The organism is Leucobacter sp. GX0328 (assembly GCF_053567315.1).
The window spans coordinates 1215540-1232014 of the sequence record NZ_JBSGPC010000001.1 but is presented as its reverse complement, the minus strand read 5'-3'; the positions used below and the strand labels follow the sequence as shown (position 1 = coordinate 1232014).

Genomic DNA, 16475 nt, shown 5'->3' with positions numbered 1-16475 from the left:
ATCCCTGGAGCAACACCTCCCCTGAGGCGGTCGCGCCTACCGCTTCGCGGTGATGTAGCGCGGGATCCAGCGCGCGAACCCGCAGGCGCCGGCGAGCGAGATGACGCCGACCGCGGCCGTCGCGATGCCGATCGTAGCGACCCCCGCGAGGGCCGAGAACAGCAGCGGCGCCGCCGCACCGCCCGCATCGCCGATGAGGCGCCACGACCCGAGGAACGGCGCGGGGTCGCCTCTCGGCGACAGATCGGCACCGAGCGTCATCAGGATGCCGGTCGAGAGGCCGTTGCCGACGCCCGTGAGCACCGCCATCGCCGCGTACCAGACCCCGGCGCCCGGGAGGTCGTGCGAGAGGGCGAGCAGCAGGAAGCCGAGGCCCATGATCAGCATCGAAGGCAGCACCGCCATCAGCCGCCCGAAGCGATCCATCACCTGACCGCTCGCGTAGAACAGCGCGAAGTCGATCGCGCCGGTCACACCGATGACGAGCGCGATGGCCTCGGGGTCGAGGCCGAGGGAGACGCCCCACAGCGGCAGCACGACCTGCCTCGACTGGCGCACCGCCGACAGCGCCGAGGCCGAGACGCCCATGCGCGCGAGCACCCCGCGATGGCGCCACATGGTGGCGAGCACCCCGCTCGGGCCGACGATCGGGCCCGTCGCGGTCACGGCATCGGCCGGGCCCCGCGACTCCTGCCGCTGCATCTCGAGCTCGGGATCGGGCCCGAGACCCGCCAGCGCCGCGCAGCCGACGAGGCAGGCGACGAAGAACCAGGCGGCCGACTCCGTCGCGCCCGTGAGGGTCAGCAGCAGGGCGGCGCACATGGGCCCCGCGAACATGCCGAAACGGAAGGTGCCGCCGAGCAGCGCGAGCGCGCGGGCGCGGAAGGCCAGCGGCACGTGCACCACCATGAACGCATGCCGCGCCAGGCCGAACGCCGCCGCGGCGAGACCGATGACGAACACCGACGCGGCGAGCACGCCGAGGTTCGGGGCGAGGCCGATGCCTGCCGCGCCGACGAGCGCCACCACGGCCGCGAGCACCATCGTCTTGCGCTCGCCGAGGCGCGCGACGAACCAGCCGGCCGGCAGATTGCCGCACAGCTGCCCGACGACGAGGGCAGTCGCGATGAACGCTGACAGCGACAGATCGGCGCCCAGCTTCGTCGCGATCACCGGGATCAGCGGCACGACCGCGCCCTCGCCGAGCGCGAAGAGCAGGTTCGGCCCGTAGATCGCCGGAGCGAACCTGAGCAGCACGCTCCTCGCAGAATCCGTCACCTTCGCGTCCTCTCCACTGTTGTGCACCCGCTCCTCGGCCGCTGTCGCGCCGTGAGAACGGCCGCCTCGGCCACGCCCGGGTCAGGCCGCCGCGAAGCTGTGCGCGGCCTTGACGGGAGCGGCGTCGGCCGAGCCGAAGAAGCGCAGCACCGCTTCGGCCCCCGCGACATCGGCGGCGGTCGCGGCGACCGCCCCGGAGAACACGGTGTCGACCGCGCAGTCGGCGGGCATCACGCCGAGTATCCGGATGCCGGGGGCGCCGACCAGCTCGCTCAACTGCTGGAAGCCGAGGTCGACCTCTCCGTCGGCGAGCGAACGGGCGACGGGGATGCCGGGCCGCGCCTGGGTCAGGCGGTCGCCGATCTCACCGGAGAGGCCCCACTCCTCGATCATGCCGACGAGCGCGGCGCCGCTCGGCCCGGTCGAGTATCCGATGCGCGCGGCGCCTCGGAGCGCCTCCCGCAGCGCGGCCGCATCGGCGAACGCCGGCCCCGACGGGGCCTCTGCCGCCTCGACGCCAGGTGCGGGCACCGCGACGGCGACCTGGGACACGACGAGCGGCGTCACCGTCTCGGCGCGCACATGCCCGGCCTGCGCGAGCTTCGAGAGCGCGCCCGATGCGAGGAACACGAGGTCGAACGGCTCGCCCGCGGCGACGCGCGTCGCCGCATCGACGCCGCCCACCGACTCGAGTTCGAGACCGGGAAGGCCCGCCCGCCCGGCTTCGGCGCCGAGGGCCGTCAGCACGTGGCGGGTGGCCATCGACGAGATCGCCCTCATGCCGCGACCTCGAAGGTCTCGGCGTCGACCTCGGCCGACGAGGCCGCGTTGTAACGGGGGCCCGACACCGTCTCGGTGCCGATGATCTCGCCCGCCCGCGCGAGGAGCGCGGCATCGATCGCGAGATCGGCCGCGGCCTCGTTCTCGCGCAGGTGCGCGATGCTCGTGGTGCCGGGAATGACGGTGACGTGGTCGCCGCGCGAGAGCACCCAGGCGAGGGCGAGCTGGCCCGGGGTGCACCCGGCCTCGACAGCGAGGGCGCGCCAGGCCGGCAGCAGCGCGGCATTCGCCGGCCAGTGCTCGGGCTGGAAGCGGGGCATGTTGCGGCGGATGTCCTTCGGGGCGAACTCGGCCGGGTCGTCGACGCCGTCGCTCAGGAAACCGCGCGCGAGCGGCGAGAACGCGACGAACGCGACGCCGGTCTCGCGGGTGGCGTCGAGCATGCCGAGTTCGGGGTTGCGGCTCCACAGCGAGTACTCGTTCTGCACCGCGGCGATCGGCGTCTCGGCCTGCGCCTCGCGCAACCGCTGCACCGACACCTCGGAGAGGCCGATGGCGCCGATCTTGCCGGCGTCGCGGATCTCGGCGAGGGCGCCGACGCTCTCGGCGATGGGCACCTGCTTGTCCCACCGGTGCAGGTAGTAGAGGTCGATGTGCTCGACGTCGAGGCGCCGCAGCGACGCGTCGATCTGCTGGCGCAGCGTCTCGGGGCGGCCGTCGATCTTCTTGACGCCGTCGACGATCGCCATGCCGCACTTGCTCGCGAGCACGACCTCGTCGCGACGCCCGCGAAGAGCCCGGCCCACGAGCTCCTCGTTGCGGCCGCCGCCGTAGAGGGTGGCCGTATCGAGCAAGCCCGCACCGGCCTCGAAGGCGGCGTCGAGTACCGCGAGGCCCTCCGCCTCTGAGGGCGGGGTGCCGTACGCGTGGCTCAGGTTCATGCACCCGAGGCCGGTGCGGGGCAGCATCATGCGAGCTGCTCTTCGAGCGCGCCGAGCACGCGGTAGCAGTCGATGACCTGGCCGAGCGACGAGTTCGGCTCGCGGCCCTCGCGGATGGCGCTGACGAACTCGCGATCCTGCAGTTCGATGCCGTTCATGCTGACCGCGACGCCCGACACGTCGATCTGCTCTTCGCGACCGTTGAACAGGTCGTCGTAGCGCGCGATGTAGGTCTCGGTGTCGCCGATGTAGCGGAAGAACGTGCCGAACGGGCCGTTGTTGTTGAACGAGAGGGAGAGCGTGCAGATCGCGCCGCTCTCGCTCTTGAGCTGGATCGACATGTCCATCGCGATGCCGAGCTCGGGGTGGATCGGGCCCTGGATGGCGTGCGCTTCGACGATCTTGCCGGCCTGGTAGGCGAACAGGTCGACCGTGTGCGCGGCGTGATGCCACAGCAGGTGGTCGGTCCACGAGCGCGGCTCGCCCTTGGCGTTCGTGTTCGTGCGGCGGAAGAAGTACGTCTGCACATCCATCTGCTGCACGTTGAACTCGCCGGCGGCGATGCGGTCGTGCACGAGCTGGTGCGACGGGTTGAAGCGTCGGGTGTGGCCGACCATGGCGACAAGGCCCGACTCGGCGGCGGTTTCGGCCGCGGCGAGCGCGCCCTCCGCATCCGCGAGGGAGTCGGCGAGCGGGATCTCGACCTGCACGTGCTTGCCGGCGGCGAGCACCGCGCGGGTCTGCTCGGCGTGCATGCCGGTCGGCGTCGCCAGGATGACCGCGTCGACGTCGTCGCGCTCGAGGACGGCCTCGAGCCCGACGACGGCGTGCGGCACGCCGTACTTCGCGGCGACGCCGTCGGCCTTCTCCTGCGACGTCGCCGCGACGACGGTCACCTCGGCGTCCTCGATGTTCGCGAGGCCGTCGAGGTGCTTCATGCCGAACGCGCCGTTCGCGCCGACCACTGCAATTCGAATCTTGTCACTCATGCATGTCTCCTGGGGTGTGCCGAGCCGCCCGGTTCTCGGGCGGCTCGGGAGTTCGGATCGCTCAGCTGCGCGTCGCTCAGCTGCCGGGGTTGCTCAACACCAGGTGCCCGACCGCCGTGTTCGAGGCGGGCACGTGGTAGAAGCGGTGGTCGACCGACGGGGCGCTGCCGCCGAACTGGTCGTCCATCGCGCCGCGGGCGATGAGCCAGTCGACGAGCTCGATGCCCTCGGAGCCCGCCTCGTCGACGTACTCCATGTGATGCCACTCGGTGAGGCCCAGCGGGTCGGCGATCAGGTGGTCGAGGAAAGCGTTGTCCCACTCCTCGTTGATGAGGCCGGCGCGGGGGCCCTGGAGCTGGTGGCTCATGCCGCCGGTGCCCCAGATCTGCACGTTGAGCTCGGGGCCGTCCCACTTGTCGAGCGCGCGGCGCAGCGCCTTGCCGAGCTCGTAGCAGCGGCGGCCCGAGGGCACGGGGTACTGCACGACGTTGACGGCGAGCGGGATGACGCGCACGGGCCACTCGTCTGCCGGGTCGATCTCGCCGTAGACGAGCGACAGCGGCACCGTGAGGCCGTGGTCGACGACCATCTCGTTGACGAGGGTGAGGTCGAAGTCGTCCTGGATCACCGACTGCGCGATGTGCGCGGCGAGTTCGGGGTAGCCCTTCACGTCGGGCACCGGGCGCGGGCCGTAGCCCTCGTCGGCGACCGGGTATTCGACGCCCGTGCCGAGCACGAAGGTCGGGATGATCGACGAGTCGAAGGCGGTCGCGTGGTCGTTGTAGACGAGGATCACGACGTCGGGGCGGTTCTCGCGCGCCCACTTGCGGGTCCATTCGTACCCGGTGAACACCTTCTTCCAGTACGGCTCCTCGGTCTTGCCGAGATCCATCGCGGCGCCGATCGCGGGCACGTGCGAGGTGAAGAGCGCCGAGGTGTACTTGGCGGGCGGGTTCTCGCGCATGACCTCGGACTTCTCGCCGGGCTTCGGCGGCTGCCAGCCGTCGAGATCCTTGGCGCGCGCGCCCTCGGGGCGGCGACCGCCGTTCACCATCATGTCGCGGTACGCGGCCTCGGACATGCCGGTCATCGAGCCGGCCATCTGCTGGAAGCTGAGGCCGTGGGTCGCGCCGATCTTCGACAGGAAGTAGATGTTGCCGCCCTCTTCCATCATGGAGTTGAGATCCATGTCGAGCACGGCCTGGCGCTGCTTCGGCGAGAGCGGCCACTCGTCGAGGTAGGCCTCCTGGTCGGCGAGGAAGCGCTCGCGGTTCTCGGGCTTCATCAGCGACATCGAGAACTGATTGAGGTGGTAGCCCTTCCGGGCCATCTCGGCGTCGAAGATGATGGTGCCGGGAACGTCCTTGTACGGTTTGTCGAGTGCCATGTCATGCTCCTTCGGGCCAGTAGAGTCGCGCGGGGTTGTCGACCAGCAGCTGCCGCTGCAGTTCGGGGGTCGGCGCGATCCGGGGGATGTAGTCGACCAGCAGCCCGTCGTCGGGCATGTGGTCCTTGAGATTGGGGTGGGGCCAGTCGGTGCCCCACAGCACGCGGTCGGGGAACTCCTCGACCACGCGACGGGCGAACGGGACGACGTCGGTGTAGGCGTGCTGCTCCCCAGCGAGGGCCCGGGGGCCCGTGATGCTCAGCCGCTCGGGGCACGAGACCTTCGTCCACACATTCGGATTCTCGCGCATGAACCGGAGGAACAGCTCGAAATCCGGTCCGTCCGGATCCTTCGAGACGTCGGGGCGGCCCATGTGGTCGACGACCACGTCGGTCGGGATGGCCGAGAAGAAGTCGTAGAGCTCGGGCAGGTCGGCGGCCTCGAAGTAGATGACCACGTGCCAGCCGAGCGGCGCGATCTTCGCGACGATCTCCTCGAGCGAATCGGTCGGTACGCGATCGACGAGGCGCTTCACGAAGTTGAAGCGCACGCCGCGCACGCCGGCCGCGTGGAGTTCGGCCAGCTGCTCGGCCGTGACGTCGCGCCGCACCGTGGCGACGCCGCGCGCCCGGCCCTCGCTGCGCTCGAGTGCATCGACCAGCGCCCGGTTGTCTGCGCCGTGGCAGGTGGCCTGCACGATGACGTTGCGCTCGAAGCCGAGGTGGTCGCGCAGGGCGAACAGCTGCTCGGCCGAGGCGTCGCAGGGCGTGTACTTGCGCTCGGGCGCGTACGGGAACTGCTCGCCCGGCCCGAAGACGTGGCAGTGGGCGTCAACCGCCCCCGCGGGCAGCTGGAACGCGGGCTTCGCGGGCCCGTCGTACCAGTCGAGCCAGCCCGGGGTCTTCTCGAAATCGCCGGTGGTGTCTCCGTGCGCCATGCTCAACCCTCCACGTACTCGATGCCGGCGTCGGCGAGACGTTCGCGCATGCCGTAGATGTCGAGGCCGAGCACGCCGTCGCGGAACTGCTGGCGCTTCGCCTCCTCGTTGTCCTCGCGCTTCTGGCTCGCATCGGCGACCGCCGACACGTACTCGCGCGGCACGACAACGACGCCGTCGACATCGGCGACGACCACATCGCCCGGGTTCACGAGCGCGTTCGCCACGACGACCGGCACGTTGACCGAGCCGAGCGTCGCCTTGACGGTGCCCTTCGCGTTGATGGCGCGCGAGAAGACGGGGAAGCCCATCTCCTCGAGGTCGGCGACATCGCGCACGCCGCCGTCGATGACGAGGCCCTTGCAGCCGCGGGCGGTGAGCGAGGTCGCGAGCAGGTCGCCGAAGAAGCCGTCCTCGCTCTCGGTGGTGCAGCCGGCGACGACGACGTCGCCCTCCTGCACCTGCTCGGCGACGACGTGGAACATCCAGTTGTCGCCGGGCTGCAGCAGTACGGTCACCGCGGGGCCGCAGAGCTTCGCGCCGTGGTAGACGGGGCGGATGTAGGGGCGCATGAGGCCGACGCGGCCCATCGCCTCGTGGATGGTCGCGACGCCGAACTTCGACAGACGCGCGACCTCGGCGGGGTCGGGCCGCTCGATCGCGGTCCGGACGATACCCAGGTTGTTGGTGCGCATGGAGATCCTCTCTCGATCTTCGGCGGTGTCAGAGACCGCGGGCGGTCAGGGCGCGGTCGAGGCGCGGGTAGATACGGCGGGCGTTGCCCTCGAAGATCTGCGCACGCGCCTCGTCGCTCAGGTTCGGCGTCGCGTCGACGTAGCGCTTGGTGTCGTCGAAGTAGTGCCCGGTGCGGGGGTCGACATCGCGCACGGCGCCGATCATCTCGCTCGCGAACAGGATGTTGTCGGTCGGGATGACGTCGGTGAGCAGGTCGATGCCCGGCTGGTGGTAGACGCAGGTGTCGAAGTAGACGTTGTTCAGCAGGTGCTCTTCGAGCTCGGGCTTGCCGAGCGCCATGGCGAGGCCGCGGAAGCGCCCCCAGTGGTAGGGCACCGCGCCGCCGCCGTGCGGGATGACGAGCTTCAGGTCGGGGAAGTCGCGGAAGAGGTCGCCCTTGAGCAGCTGCATGAACGCCGTGGTGTCGGCGCCGAGGTAGTGGTCTCCGGTGGTGTGGAAGACGTCGGGGCGGCAGGTGGTGCTCACGTGCACCATGGCAGGGATCTCGTACTCGACGAGCTTCTCGTAGATCGGGTACCACGAGCGGTCGGTGATGGCGGGCGCCGACCACTTGCCGCCCGAGGGGTCGGGATTGATGTTGACGGTCACCGCGCCGAGCTCCTCGACCGCGCGGGTGAGCTCGTCGAGCGTGGTCTTCTGGTCGACGCCGGGCGACTGGGGCAGCATGGCGCCCATGAGGAAGCGGTCGGGGAACAGCTCGCTGACGCGGGCGACGAGGTCGTTGCAGATGCGCGCCCAGGTCTCGCTGACCGCGAAGTCGCCGATGTGGTGCGCCATGAACGAGGCGCGGGGGCTGAACACCGTGATGTCGCTGCCGCGGTCGTTCATGAGGCGCAGCTGGTTCGCCTCGATCGTCTCGCGGATGTCGTCATCGGAGATATGCAGCGTCTTCGGGTCCGGCGCCTCGCCCGTCCCATCGGCGAACGCGATCTGCAGATCGCGCCAGGCGCCGAGCTGTGCGGGAGCGGTCGTGTAATGGCCGTGAATATCGATGATCAACGCGGGACGTCCTTATCACTGAGTGGCTGATGACCTCCAGGTTAGGTCGCTTCATGCATATAGTCGAATAGATACTCAGGGATCCCTGTATAGATACAATCTATGCATGGCGCTTTCGGATCTGAACCACCTGCGCACCTTCGTCGCGCTCTACGAGCTGCGCAGCGTGACGGCCGTCGCCGACCTGCTGCACGTCACGCAGCCGACCGTCAGCTACACGCTGCGGCGCCTGCGCGAGCAGTTCGACGACGCGCTCTTCCAGCGCGAGGGGCACGCGATGGTGCCGACCGGCAAGGCGACCCAGCTCTTCGGGCCGCTGCACGAGGCCCTGGCCCAGATCGACACCACCGTCGACGAGGCGGACGCCTTCGACCCCTCCGAGTTCAGCGGCGAGCTGAAGCTCGGGCTCACCTCGATCGGCGAGCAGACCTTCCTCCCCCCGATCATGACGGCCCTCGCCCGCGCCGGTTCGTTCCCGCACCTGCAGGTCTCCCGCCTCGACTCCGATCAGGTGGAGGACGGGCTGACCCGCGGCACCGTCGACCTCGCGATGACCGTATCGATGATCGCGAGCCCTCGCCTCTGGCGCAGCCATGTGCGCGCGGTCGAGTACGTGGCGCTCACCTCGGGCGAGCACCCGCTGCCCGAGACCGGCCCCGACATGTTCGAGGGGCGCCGCTTCATGCGGGTGTCGGCCCGCGGCGGCCACATCTTCCCCCTGCAGGCGCTCACCGACCACGGCCTCATGCCGCGGGTCGCGCTCACCGTCGAGGAGTACGCGACCGTGCCGGCCGTGCTCGAGGCGACGAACCTCGTCGTGCTCGTGCCGCGCCACGTCGCCGAAGTGTTCATCGGCTGGTACCCCGGGCTGCGGCTCGCCGAGCTCCCCTGGCCCGCGCACAGCACGCCCGTGTCGCTGTACACGCGCAGCGACGCGGGCCTGTCGCCGGCGCAGCGCTGGTTCCGCGCCCTCGTGCTGCAGGCGGTCGCCGCGCGCTGAGGCCCGGCGCCCGGGCGACCCTCGGGGCTATTGGCGCTTCGTGCGGTTCCAGCTCGCCTTCGCCGGCGCGAAGGGGCTGCGCACGTGGATCGACCACGACGAGTGCGGGTGGATCGACAGGATGCAGCGCTCGTACCAGGCGCGCGCCTCGTCGGACAGCTTCGGCACGACCGCGTCCTTGTCGACGTCGTCCTCGGGCCGCGGGCGCAGCGCCTTCCACACGAGCTGCACCTCGGGGGCTCCGGTCGGAATCCCGTCGAGGTCGAGCACGGCGCGATCCCACGCCAGATTCAGCCGCGGGTCGCGCTTGTAGACCCAGGCGCGCGGGGCGCCGTCTTCGACGTTGATGCGCAGCACCCAGACGTCGCGCCCGATATCGCGCACGAGCACCGGCTGCACCTCGTCTTCGGCCGTCACCTCGGCGAAGGGTACGAGCCGCTCGTCGCGCACGGCCCACGCGTCGACGCCCTCGGGCAGGCTCTCGATGAGCGCCGGGAGGTCGGCGAGCACGACGCTCGCATCGATGTTGCGGCGTTCGCGGATGGGTTCGCCGAGCCAGCGGTCGAGCGCCGCACCGCCCGAGAGCCACCAGCGCACGGGCGACGCCCCGAAGAGGCTCCCGACCGCTTCGGGCGTCAATGCGTCCCACGGCAGATCGAAGGTCGGTGCGGCATCAGTCATGGGTCCAGGCTACCGCGCGGCGGTGATCCCTGCGGTGCCCGTCGATGCCCGCCGCCGAGCGCAGCACAGGGTCGCAATCTGGGGTTCCCGGGACAGGGATCCCCCAACTTGCGACCCTTTGTCGCCTGCAGCACGGGTTCGGGCCCGTGCTGCAGGCGGTCGATGCGTCAGCGCGTCAGCGAGCGCAGGCGGCGCAGCGCGACCGACAGCGTCGCGAGCCCGGTCTCCTCGCCAGCGTGCACGGCTTCGCTCGCCTCGCCGAGGGCGCGGCGACCGGCCTCGCCCGACTGCTCGACCCAGGCCTCGACGCGCGCCTCGGGATCGCCCGACTCGGTCTTCTCCATGACGGCCGAGGCGAGCTCGATCATCACGGCGTAGAGGTCATCGCGCATGGCCGCACGGGCCATCGAACCCCAGCGGTCGTCCTGCGGCAGCGCGGTCACACGGGTGAGCGTGTCATCGAAGTGCACGCGCTCCGAGAGCACGTAGTAGACCTTCGCGAGCTCCTCGAGATCCCAACCGCGCACGCGCGAGCGCTCGATGATGTCGAGCAGCGGCATCGCCTCGAGCAGGCCGGCGCCGAGACGTGCGAGGCCCTGCGGCACGGCCGCCGCCTCGAACTCCGTCGCGCGGGCCTCGAAGCGGGCGAGCTCCTCGCCGCGCATCAGCTCGCCCATGCGACCCGTGAAGCGCTGCACCGACTCGCTGAACAGCTCGATCTCCTCGCCGATGCTCACGCCCTCGGGGCGGTGCTGCACGAACCAGCGCGTCGCGCGGTCGAGCAGGCGGCGGAAGGTGAGGTAGAGATCGGTCTGCACGGCTGAGGGCACGACGTTGTCGGTCGCCTCGACGTCGACGACGAAGCCGCGCAGGTCGAAGATCTCGCGTGCCGCGACATAGGCCCGGGCGATCTGCTCGCTCGACGCGCCGGTCTCATCGGCGGCGCGGTAGGCGAAGGTGATGCCGCCGCGGTTGACCATCGAGTTCACGACCGAGTTCACGATGATCTCGGTGCGCAGCGGGTGGCCCGAGAGGTCGGCCTCGTACTGCTCACGAATGGGCCCCGGGAAGTATTCGGAGAGCGTGTGCGCGTCGAACCAGGGGTCGCTCGAGAGCTCGGTCTCCCCGAGGTCGCGCTTGAGCGCGAGCTTCGAGTAGGCGAGCAGCACCGCGAACTCGGGGCGCGTGAGCCCCCGGCCTTCTTCGATGCGGCGCGCCACCTCGGCCGGGTTCGGCAGGTACTCGAGCTCGCGGTCGAGCTCGTCGCGCCCCTCGAGCCACTCGATGAGACGCTCGTGCGACGGCAGCATCTCGACCGCATTCGACCGGGAGTTGCCGAGCAGCACGTTCTGCTCGTAGTTGTCGCGCAGCACCTGCACGCCGACCTCGTCGGTCATGGAGTGCAGCAGCTCATTGCGCGCCTCGCGCTCGAGCCGACCGTCGCGCTCGACGGCGCCGAGCAGGATCTTGATGTTCACCTCGCGATCGGAGGTGCCGACGCCCGCGGAGTTGTCGATCGCGTCGGTGTTGATCGAGACGCCGGAGAGCGCGGCCTCGATGCGCCCGCGCTGGCTGGCGCCGAGGTTGCCGCCCTCGCCGACGACGCGCACCCGCAGCTCGTTGCCGTTCACGCGTACCGGGTCGTTCGCGCGGTCGCCGATCTGGCCGTTCGTCTCCTCGCTCGACTTGATGTAAGTGCCGATGGCACCGTTCCACAGCAGGTCGACCGGCGCGAGCAGCACGGCCTTCTTCAGCTCGAGCGGGGTCAGAGTCTTCACCGACGGGTCGATGCCGAGCGCCTCGATGATCTCGGGGGTGAGCTCGACCGACTTCGCCGAGAGCGGGAACACGCCGCCGCCCTGCGACATGACCGAACGGTCGAAGTCGTCCCACGACGAGCCGGGCAGGTTGAAGAGGCGCTGGCGCTCGACGAAGGTCGACGCCGCATCGGGGTTCGGGTCGACGAACACGTGCCGGTGGTCGAACGCCGCCACGAGGCGGATGTGCTCGGAACGCAGCATGCCGTTGCCGAACACGTCGCCCGACATATCGCCGACGCCGACGACCGTGAAGTCCTCGGCCTGCGTGTTGTGCCCGAGCTCGCGGAAGTGGCGCTTGACCGACTCCCAGGCACCGCGGGCGGTGATGCCCATGCCCTTGTGGTCGTAGCCCGCCGAACCGCCCGACGCGAAGGCGTCGCCGAGCCAGAAGCCGTACTCCTCTGAGATCGCGTTGGCGATGTCCGAGAACGAGGCGGTGCCCTTGTCTGCGGCGACCACGAGGTACGGGTCGTCGCCGTCGTGGCGCACGACGTCGACTGGAGGGATCACCTCGGCGCCGTCGCGGTTATCGGTGATGTCGAGCATCGCGCGGATGAAGGTGCGATAGGCGGCCTTGCCGCCCTCGAGCCAGGCTGCGCGGTCGCTCGGCGCCGGCAGGCGCTTCGCGACGAAGCCGCCCTTCGAACCGGTGGGAACGATGACGGCGTTCTTCACCATCTGCGCCTTGACGAGGCCGAGCACCTCGGTGCGGAAGTCCTCGCGCCGGTCGCTCCAGCGGAGGCCGCCGCGGGCGACCGCTCCGAAGCGCATGTGCACGCCTTCGACCTCGGGCGAGTACACCCAGATCTCGGCCATCGGGTGCGGCTTCGGCAGGCCGGGCACGCGGGCGCAGTCGAGCTTCATCGACACCCACGGCTTCGCCGAGCCGTCGGCCGCCTTCTGGTAGAAGTTGGTGCGCCACGTCGCCTCAATGACGCCGATCATGGAGCGCAGAATGCGGTCGTGGTCGAGGCTCGAGACAGCGTCGAGGCCGCTGCGCAGCGCGGCGGTCTGCTCGGCGACGCGCGCGTCGCGGTCGTTCGATTCGGTCGGGTCGAAGCGCAGCTCGAAGAGGCGCACGAGCCCCTTGGCGAGTTCGGGGTTCGCGGTGAGCGCCTGTTCGATGTACTCCACCGAGAACGCCGAGCCGATCTGGCCGAGGTACATGCTGATGGCGCGCAAGATGACGATGCGCCGCGAGTCGAGCCCCGCGAACAGCACGAGGGTGTTGAGCCGGTCGCTCTCGGCCTCGCCCGTCCAGGAGGCCGCGAAGGCGTCCTCGAACGTCGCGCCCCATGCGGGGTCGCTCCACGACTCGACGTCGGGCGCGGTGAGCCCGAAGTCGGAGATGTAGCGGATACCCCCGTCGGCGCGCGTGATCGTGTACGGGTGCTCATCGACGACGTCGACGCCGAGGTCGGTGAGGATCGGCAGCACCTGGGTGAGCGGGTACTGGCGGTGCGAGGCGACCGTCAGCACGCGTCGGCCCGGGTCGTCGGTCTCGGGCTCGTAGAGGCGCACCGCGAAGTCGCGCTCCTCGAGACTCTCGAGCAGGGCGATGTCGCCGAGCGCCTCCTCGGGGGTGATGGCCTCCTTGTAGGCGCCGGGGAAGGCGTCGCCGTACTCGCCGAGCAGCTGCGCCGCCTCCTCCTCGCCCACGGTCTGGTGCAGGGCGTCGACGAGGCCCTCCTCCCAGCCGCGGATGGCGCGCTCGAGCTCGGCCTGCAGCGCGGTCTCGTCGACCTCGGGAATCGACGCGCCCTTCGGCAGCCGCACGACGAAGTGCAGCTGCGCGAGCGGGGAGTCGCCGACGCGGGTCGTATGATCGACGAACTCGGCGCCGAAGGTCGAACGCAGCAGCGCCTCGACGCGCAGACGCACGGAGGTGTTGTAGCGATCCCTGGGCAGGAAGACGAGGGCCGAGACGAAGCGGCCGAACTCGTCGCTGCGCAGGAAGAGGCGGGCACGGCGGCGCTCGCGCAGGCGGCTCACCTCGGTCGCGACCTCGAGCAGGTGCTCGGCCGAATCCTGGAACAGCTCGTCGCGCGGGAACTGCTCGAGCACCTGCAGCAGGTCCTTGCCCGAGTGCGAGGTCGGCGAGAAGCCCGACGCCTCCTGCACCGCGCGCACCTTGTTCGCGACGATCGGGAGCGTCAGCACCGATGCCGCGTAAGCGGTCGAGGTGAACATGCCGAGGAAGCGGCGCTCGCCGGTGACGTTGCCCTCCGCGTCGAAGGTGCGCAGGCCGATGTAGTCGAGGTAGACGTCGCGGTGCACCGTGGCGCGCGAGTTCGCCTTGGTGATGGTCAGGAGGCGCGGCTCGCGGGCGGTGCGCTCGGCCTCGGGGGTCAGATGGGCGACGGTCTCGGTCGACTTGCGCAGAATGCCGAGACCCGACTGCGGCAGCGAGCGCAGCACCTCCAGGCCGTTCTCATCGGTCTCGAGCACGTGCTCGCGGTAGCCGAGGAAGGTGAAGTTGTCGTCGGCCAGCCAGCTCAGGAAGTCGATCGTCGGCGCGACCGTCGCGGGGTCGGCCGTCGCCGGGGCGCCCGTACGCAGGTCGGTGATGATGTCGAGGCAGGCGCGGCGCATGGCCTGCCAGTCGCCGACGGCGGCGTGCACATCGCCGAGGGCGCCGTCCAGGCGCTCGGTGAGCTCGACGCGGCCCTCTTCGGTCGGGATACGGTCGACTTCGAGATGGATCCACGATTCGAGCTCGCCGCCGTGCGCGTCGGTCTCGAGCAGGGTGCCGTCGTCGTCGCGGCGCACCGAGACGACGGGGTGCAGCAGCGCGTGCACCGAGAGGCCCTGCTGGGCGACGGTCATGGCGACCGAGTCGACGAGGAACGGCGAGTCGGCGGTGCAGATGTTGACGATCGTGCGGCGCGAGGTCCAGCCGTGCTCGGCGAGGGTCGGCGTGAACACCGAGACGAGGGTCTCGCCGGGTGCGCGCTTCGAGGCGAGCTCGTGCATCGAGCCGGCCGCGCCGACGATGTCGCGGGGCTCGCGCGCATCGAGGTCGGCATCGCCCAGCTTCTTCAGCAGTCGCTCAAGCACGGGTCTCAGGGTCGGGTCGACCGTCTCCAACGCTTCTTGAATGGTGGCAAATGCGGCGTCGCGACCCATGAACCTCTACGTCCTGTTCTGAACTCAATGCAGGCCCGATCAGGACCCGATCACCATCCTAGCTCCGCGCCGCATTCCCGAACCGGTACCCTGAATCGTGAAAAAAGCCAGATCTTGGGAGTAGGAGAATTCATGTCGAAGATTGCGCTCGTGCGCCAGCCCAGTCCGTTGCTCGATAACGGCATCGTCGATCACATCGAGAAGGTGGCGGTCGATCTGGAGCGCGCCCGTGCGCAGTGGCAGGGCTACGTCGCGGCGCTGCAGGAGCACGGCTGGAAGACCGTCGAGGTCGAGGCCGCCGACCACTGCCCCGACTCGGTGTTCATCGAGGACACGGTCGTGATGTTCAAGAACGTCGCCGTCATCTCGCGCCCCGGCGCCGACAGCCGCAAGCCCGAGACCGCCGGCACCCGTCGCGCGCTCGAGGCGCTCGGCTGCCCGGTGGTCGAGATCCAGGCGCCCGGCACGCTCGACGGCGGCGACGTGCTGAAGATCGGCGACACCGTCTACGTCGGCCGCGGCGGCCGCACGAACGCCGAGGGCGTCGCGCAACTGCGCCGCATCCTCGCACCGCTGGGCGGCAACGTCGTCGCGGTGCCCGTCACGAAGGTGCTGCACCTCAAGACCGCGGTGACGGCGCTGCCCGACGGCACCGTCATCGGCTACCCCGACTTCGTCGACAACCCGGCGGTCTTCAGCCGATTCGTCGCGGTGCCCGAGCCCCACGGCACCGCCGTCGTCTGCCTGAGCGACTCCGAGCTGCTCATCTCGGCCTCGGCGCCGCAGACGGCCGAGATGCTGCGCGGCTTCGGCTACGCGGTCACCGAAGTCGAGATCTCGGAGTACGAGAAGCTCGAGGGCTGCCCCACATGCCTGTCGGTGAGAGTGCGAGCACTCGACTGACGCACCGCGTCGGGCGAGCACTCGCAGTGCCGCACACGGCGGCAGCCCACGGAGCGCAGCGAGGGGTGGCGGGCACTCGACTGACGCACCGCGTCACTTCAGTCGGATCTGAGAGCTCGTTCGGACGAAACTGCGAGGGAACGTCCGAACGAGCTCTCACATCCGAATGATCTCACCGGCACGGCGCTGACGAGCTACATCTCGAGCGGCGCGGCGGTGGGGTCGGGCAGGAGGCCCGAGGAGAGCTCGGCGCCGCCCGCCGGGTGCTCCGACCATTCGACGAGATCCCACCCGCGGCGGAAGTCGCCTTCGACCACGACGAAGCCCGTGTTCGGCATCGACCGGTGCTCGACGACCGCGACATCGGCGCCCCGGGCGCGCAACGCCGCCCATGCGCGGATCGCGGCGCCGTGCGACACCACCACCGCCGACTCCGTGCCCGTGGCGACGAGCTGCTCGATCGCCGCATCGTACCGCGCGAAGAACTCGGCCCCGCTCTCGCCTCCCGGCATGCGCCGCGCGGTGTCGCCCCGCACCCATCCGAAGATCGTCGAGATGTAGGTGCCGATGGCTTCGTGCTCGCCGAGCATCTCGAGGTCGCCGGCGCGCACCTCGCTGAGGCCGTCGAGCACACCGAGCTCGAGCGCCCGAGCCTCGGCGAGCGGCGCCGCGGTGAGCGAGGTGCGCACGAGCGGCGACACCGCGACCGTGTCGATGCCGCGGGCGGCGAACGCGGCAGGGATCGCCGCCGCCTGCCGCAGCCCGAGCTCGGTCAGGCCGGGCCCGGGGGCGGCGGTATCGAGCAGACCGGCGACGTTCGAGGGGGTTTGTCCGTGTCGGACCAGGACGAGACGCATGCCTCCATCCTGGCCCAGCGG

At 70.3% G+C, this 16475-nt stretch carries 13 protein-coding genes; 2 read left to right on the top strand and 11 right to left on the bottom strand.

Translation table 11 applies throughout. The features are described from left to right. Window positions 1-36: 36 nt before the first annotated feature. The 8 genes from ACUYTF_RS05665 to ACUYTF_RS05630 form a co-directional block, all read right to left on the bottom strand. Window positions 37-1278 carry an MFS transporter gene (locus tag ACUYTF_RS05665; protein WP_449279443.1) on the bottom strand — a complete coding sequence of 414 codons (1242 nt, stop codon included), beginning with the start codon at window positions 1276-1278 and terminating at the stop codon, window positions 37-39. A gap of 81 nt (window positions 1279-1359) precedes the next feature. Next, window positions 1360-2058 carry a substrate-binding domain-containing protein gene (locus ACUYTF_RS05660; RefSeq protein ID WP_449279442.1) on the bottom strand — a complete coding sequence of 233 codons (699 nt, stop codon included), beginning with the start codon at window positions 2056-2058 and terminating at the stop codon, window positions 1360-1362. Then, window positions 2055-3029 (bottom strand): aldo/keto reductase, encoded by a 975-nt coding sequence (locus ACUYTF_RS05655; RefSeq protein WP_434142110.1) that lies wholly within the window; start codon window positions 3027-3029, stop codon window positions 2055-2057. Before ACUYTF_RS05655 ends, ACUYTF_RS05660 begins: the two co-directional genes overlap by 4 nt. Beyond that, the gene (locus tag ACUYTF_RS05650) at window positions 3026-3988 is read right to left on the bottom strand and encodes a Gfo/Idh/MocA family oxidoreductase (protein ID WP_449279441.1); all 963 of its coding nucleotides are present in this window, start codon (window positions 3986-3988) and stop codon (window positions 3026-3028) included. Before ACUYTF_RS05650 ends, ACUYTF_RS05655 begins: the two co-directional genes overlap by 4 nt. 76 nt (window positions 3989-4064) lie before the next feature. Then, entirely contained in the window at window positions 4065-5375 is a 1311-nt protein-coding gene (locus ACUYTF_RS05645) for a protocatechuate 4,5-dioxygenase subunit alpha/beta (protein ID WP_449279440.1), read from the bottom strand. Between the two features lies 1 nt (window position 5376). Further along, a complete protein-coding gene (locus tag ACUYTF_RS05640) occupies window positions 5377-6312 on the bottom strand; it encodes an amidohydrolase family protein (RefSeq protein WP_434142115.1) in 936 nt (311 codons plus the stop codon). A gap of 2 nt (window positions 6313-6314) precedes the next feature. Further along, on the bottom strand, window positions 6315-7007 hold the full coding sequence (gene ligK / locus ACUYTF_RS05635; RefSeq protein ID WP_434142117.1) for a 4-carboxy-4-hydroxy-2-oxoadipate aldolase/oxaloacetate decarboxylase: 693 nt from the start codon (window positions 7005-7007) through the stop codon (window positions 6315-6317). Between the two features lie 28 nt (window positions 7008-7035). Then, on the bottom strand, window positions 7036-8067 hold the full coding sequence (locus ACUYTF_RS05630; protein ID WP_434142119.1) for an amidohydrolase family protein: 1032 nt from the start codon (window positions 8065-8067) through the stop codon (window positions 7036-7038). A gap of 106 nt (window positions 8068-8173) precedes the next feature. Here ACUYTF_RS05630 and ACUYTF_RS05625 point away from each other — a divergent pair, with 106 nt between their 5' ends. Beyond that, window positions 8174-9067 carry a LysR substrate-binding domain-containing protein gene (locus ACUYTF_RS05625; protein WP_434142121.1) on the top strand — a complete coding sequence of 298 codons (894 nt, stop codon included), beginning with the start codon at window positions 8174-8176 and terminating at the stop codon, window positions 9065-9067. 27 nt (window positions 9068-9094) lie between these two features. Here the strand turns inward: ACUYTF_RS05625 and ACUYTF_RS05620 are convergent, their stop codons facing one another. Beyond that, window positions 9095-9748: a hypothetical protein gene (locus tag ACUYTF_RS05620; RefSeq protein WP_434142123.1), complete on the bottom strand. Its 654-nt coding sequence runs from the start codon at window positions 9746-9748 to the stop codon at window positions 9095-9097. Window positions 9749-9915: 167 nt separating this feature from the next. Next, window positions 9916-14625: an NAD-glutamate dehydrogenase domain-containing protein gene (locus tag ACUYTF_RS05615; RefSeq protein ID WP_434142125.1), complete on the bottom strand. Its 4710-nt coding sequence runs from the start codon at window positions 14623-14625 to the stop codon at window positions 9916-9918. 201 nt (window positions 14626-14826) lie between these two features. Here ACUYTF_RS05615 and ddaH point away from each other — a divergent pair, with 201 nt between their 5' ends. Next, a complete protein-coding gene (ddaH, locus tag ACUYTF_RS05610) occupies window positions 14827-15597 on the top strand; it encodes a dimethylargininase (RefSeq protein ID WP_449279439.1) in 771 nt (256 codons plus the stop codon). 194 nt (window positions 15598-15791) lie between these two features. Here ddaH and ACUYTF_RS05605 read toward each other — a convergent pair whose 3' ends face one another. After that, window positions 15792-16454 carry a histidine phosphatase family protein gene (locus ACUYTF_RS05605; RefSeq protein ID WP_449279438.1) on the bottom strand — a complete coding sequence of 221 codons (663 nt, stop codon included), beginning with the start codon at window positions 16452-16454 and terminating at the stop codon, window positions 15792-15794. Window positions 16455-16475: the final 21 nt, after the last annotated feature.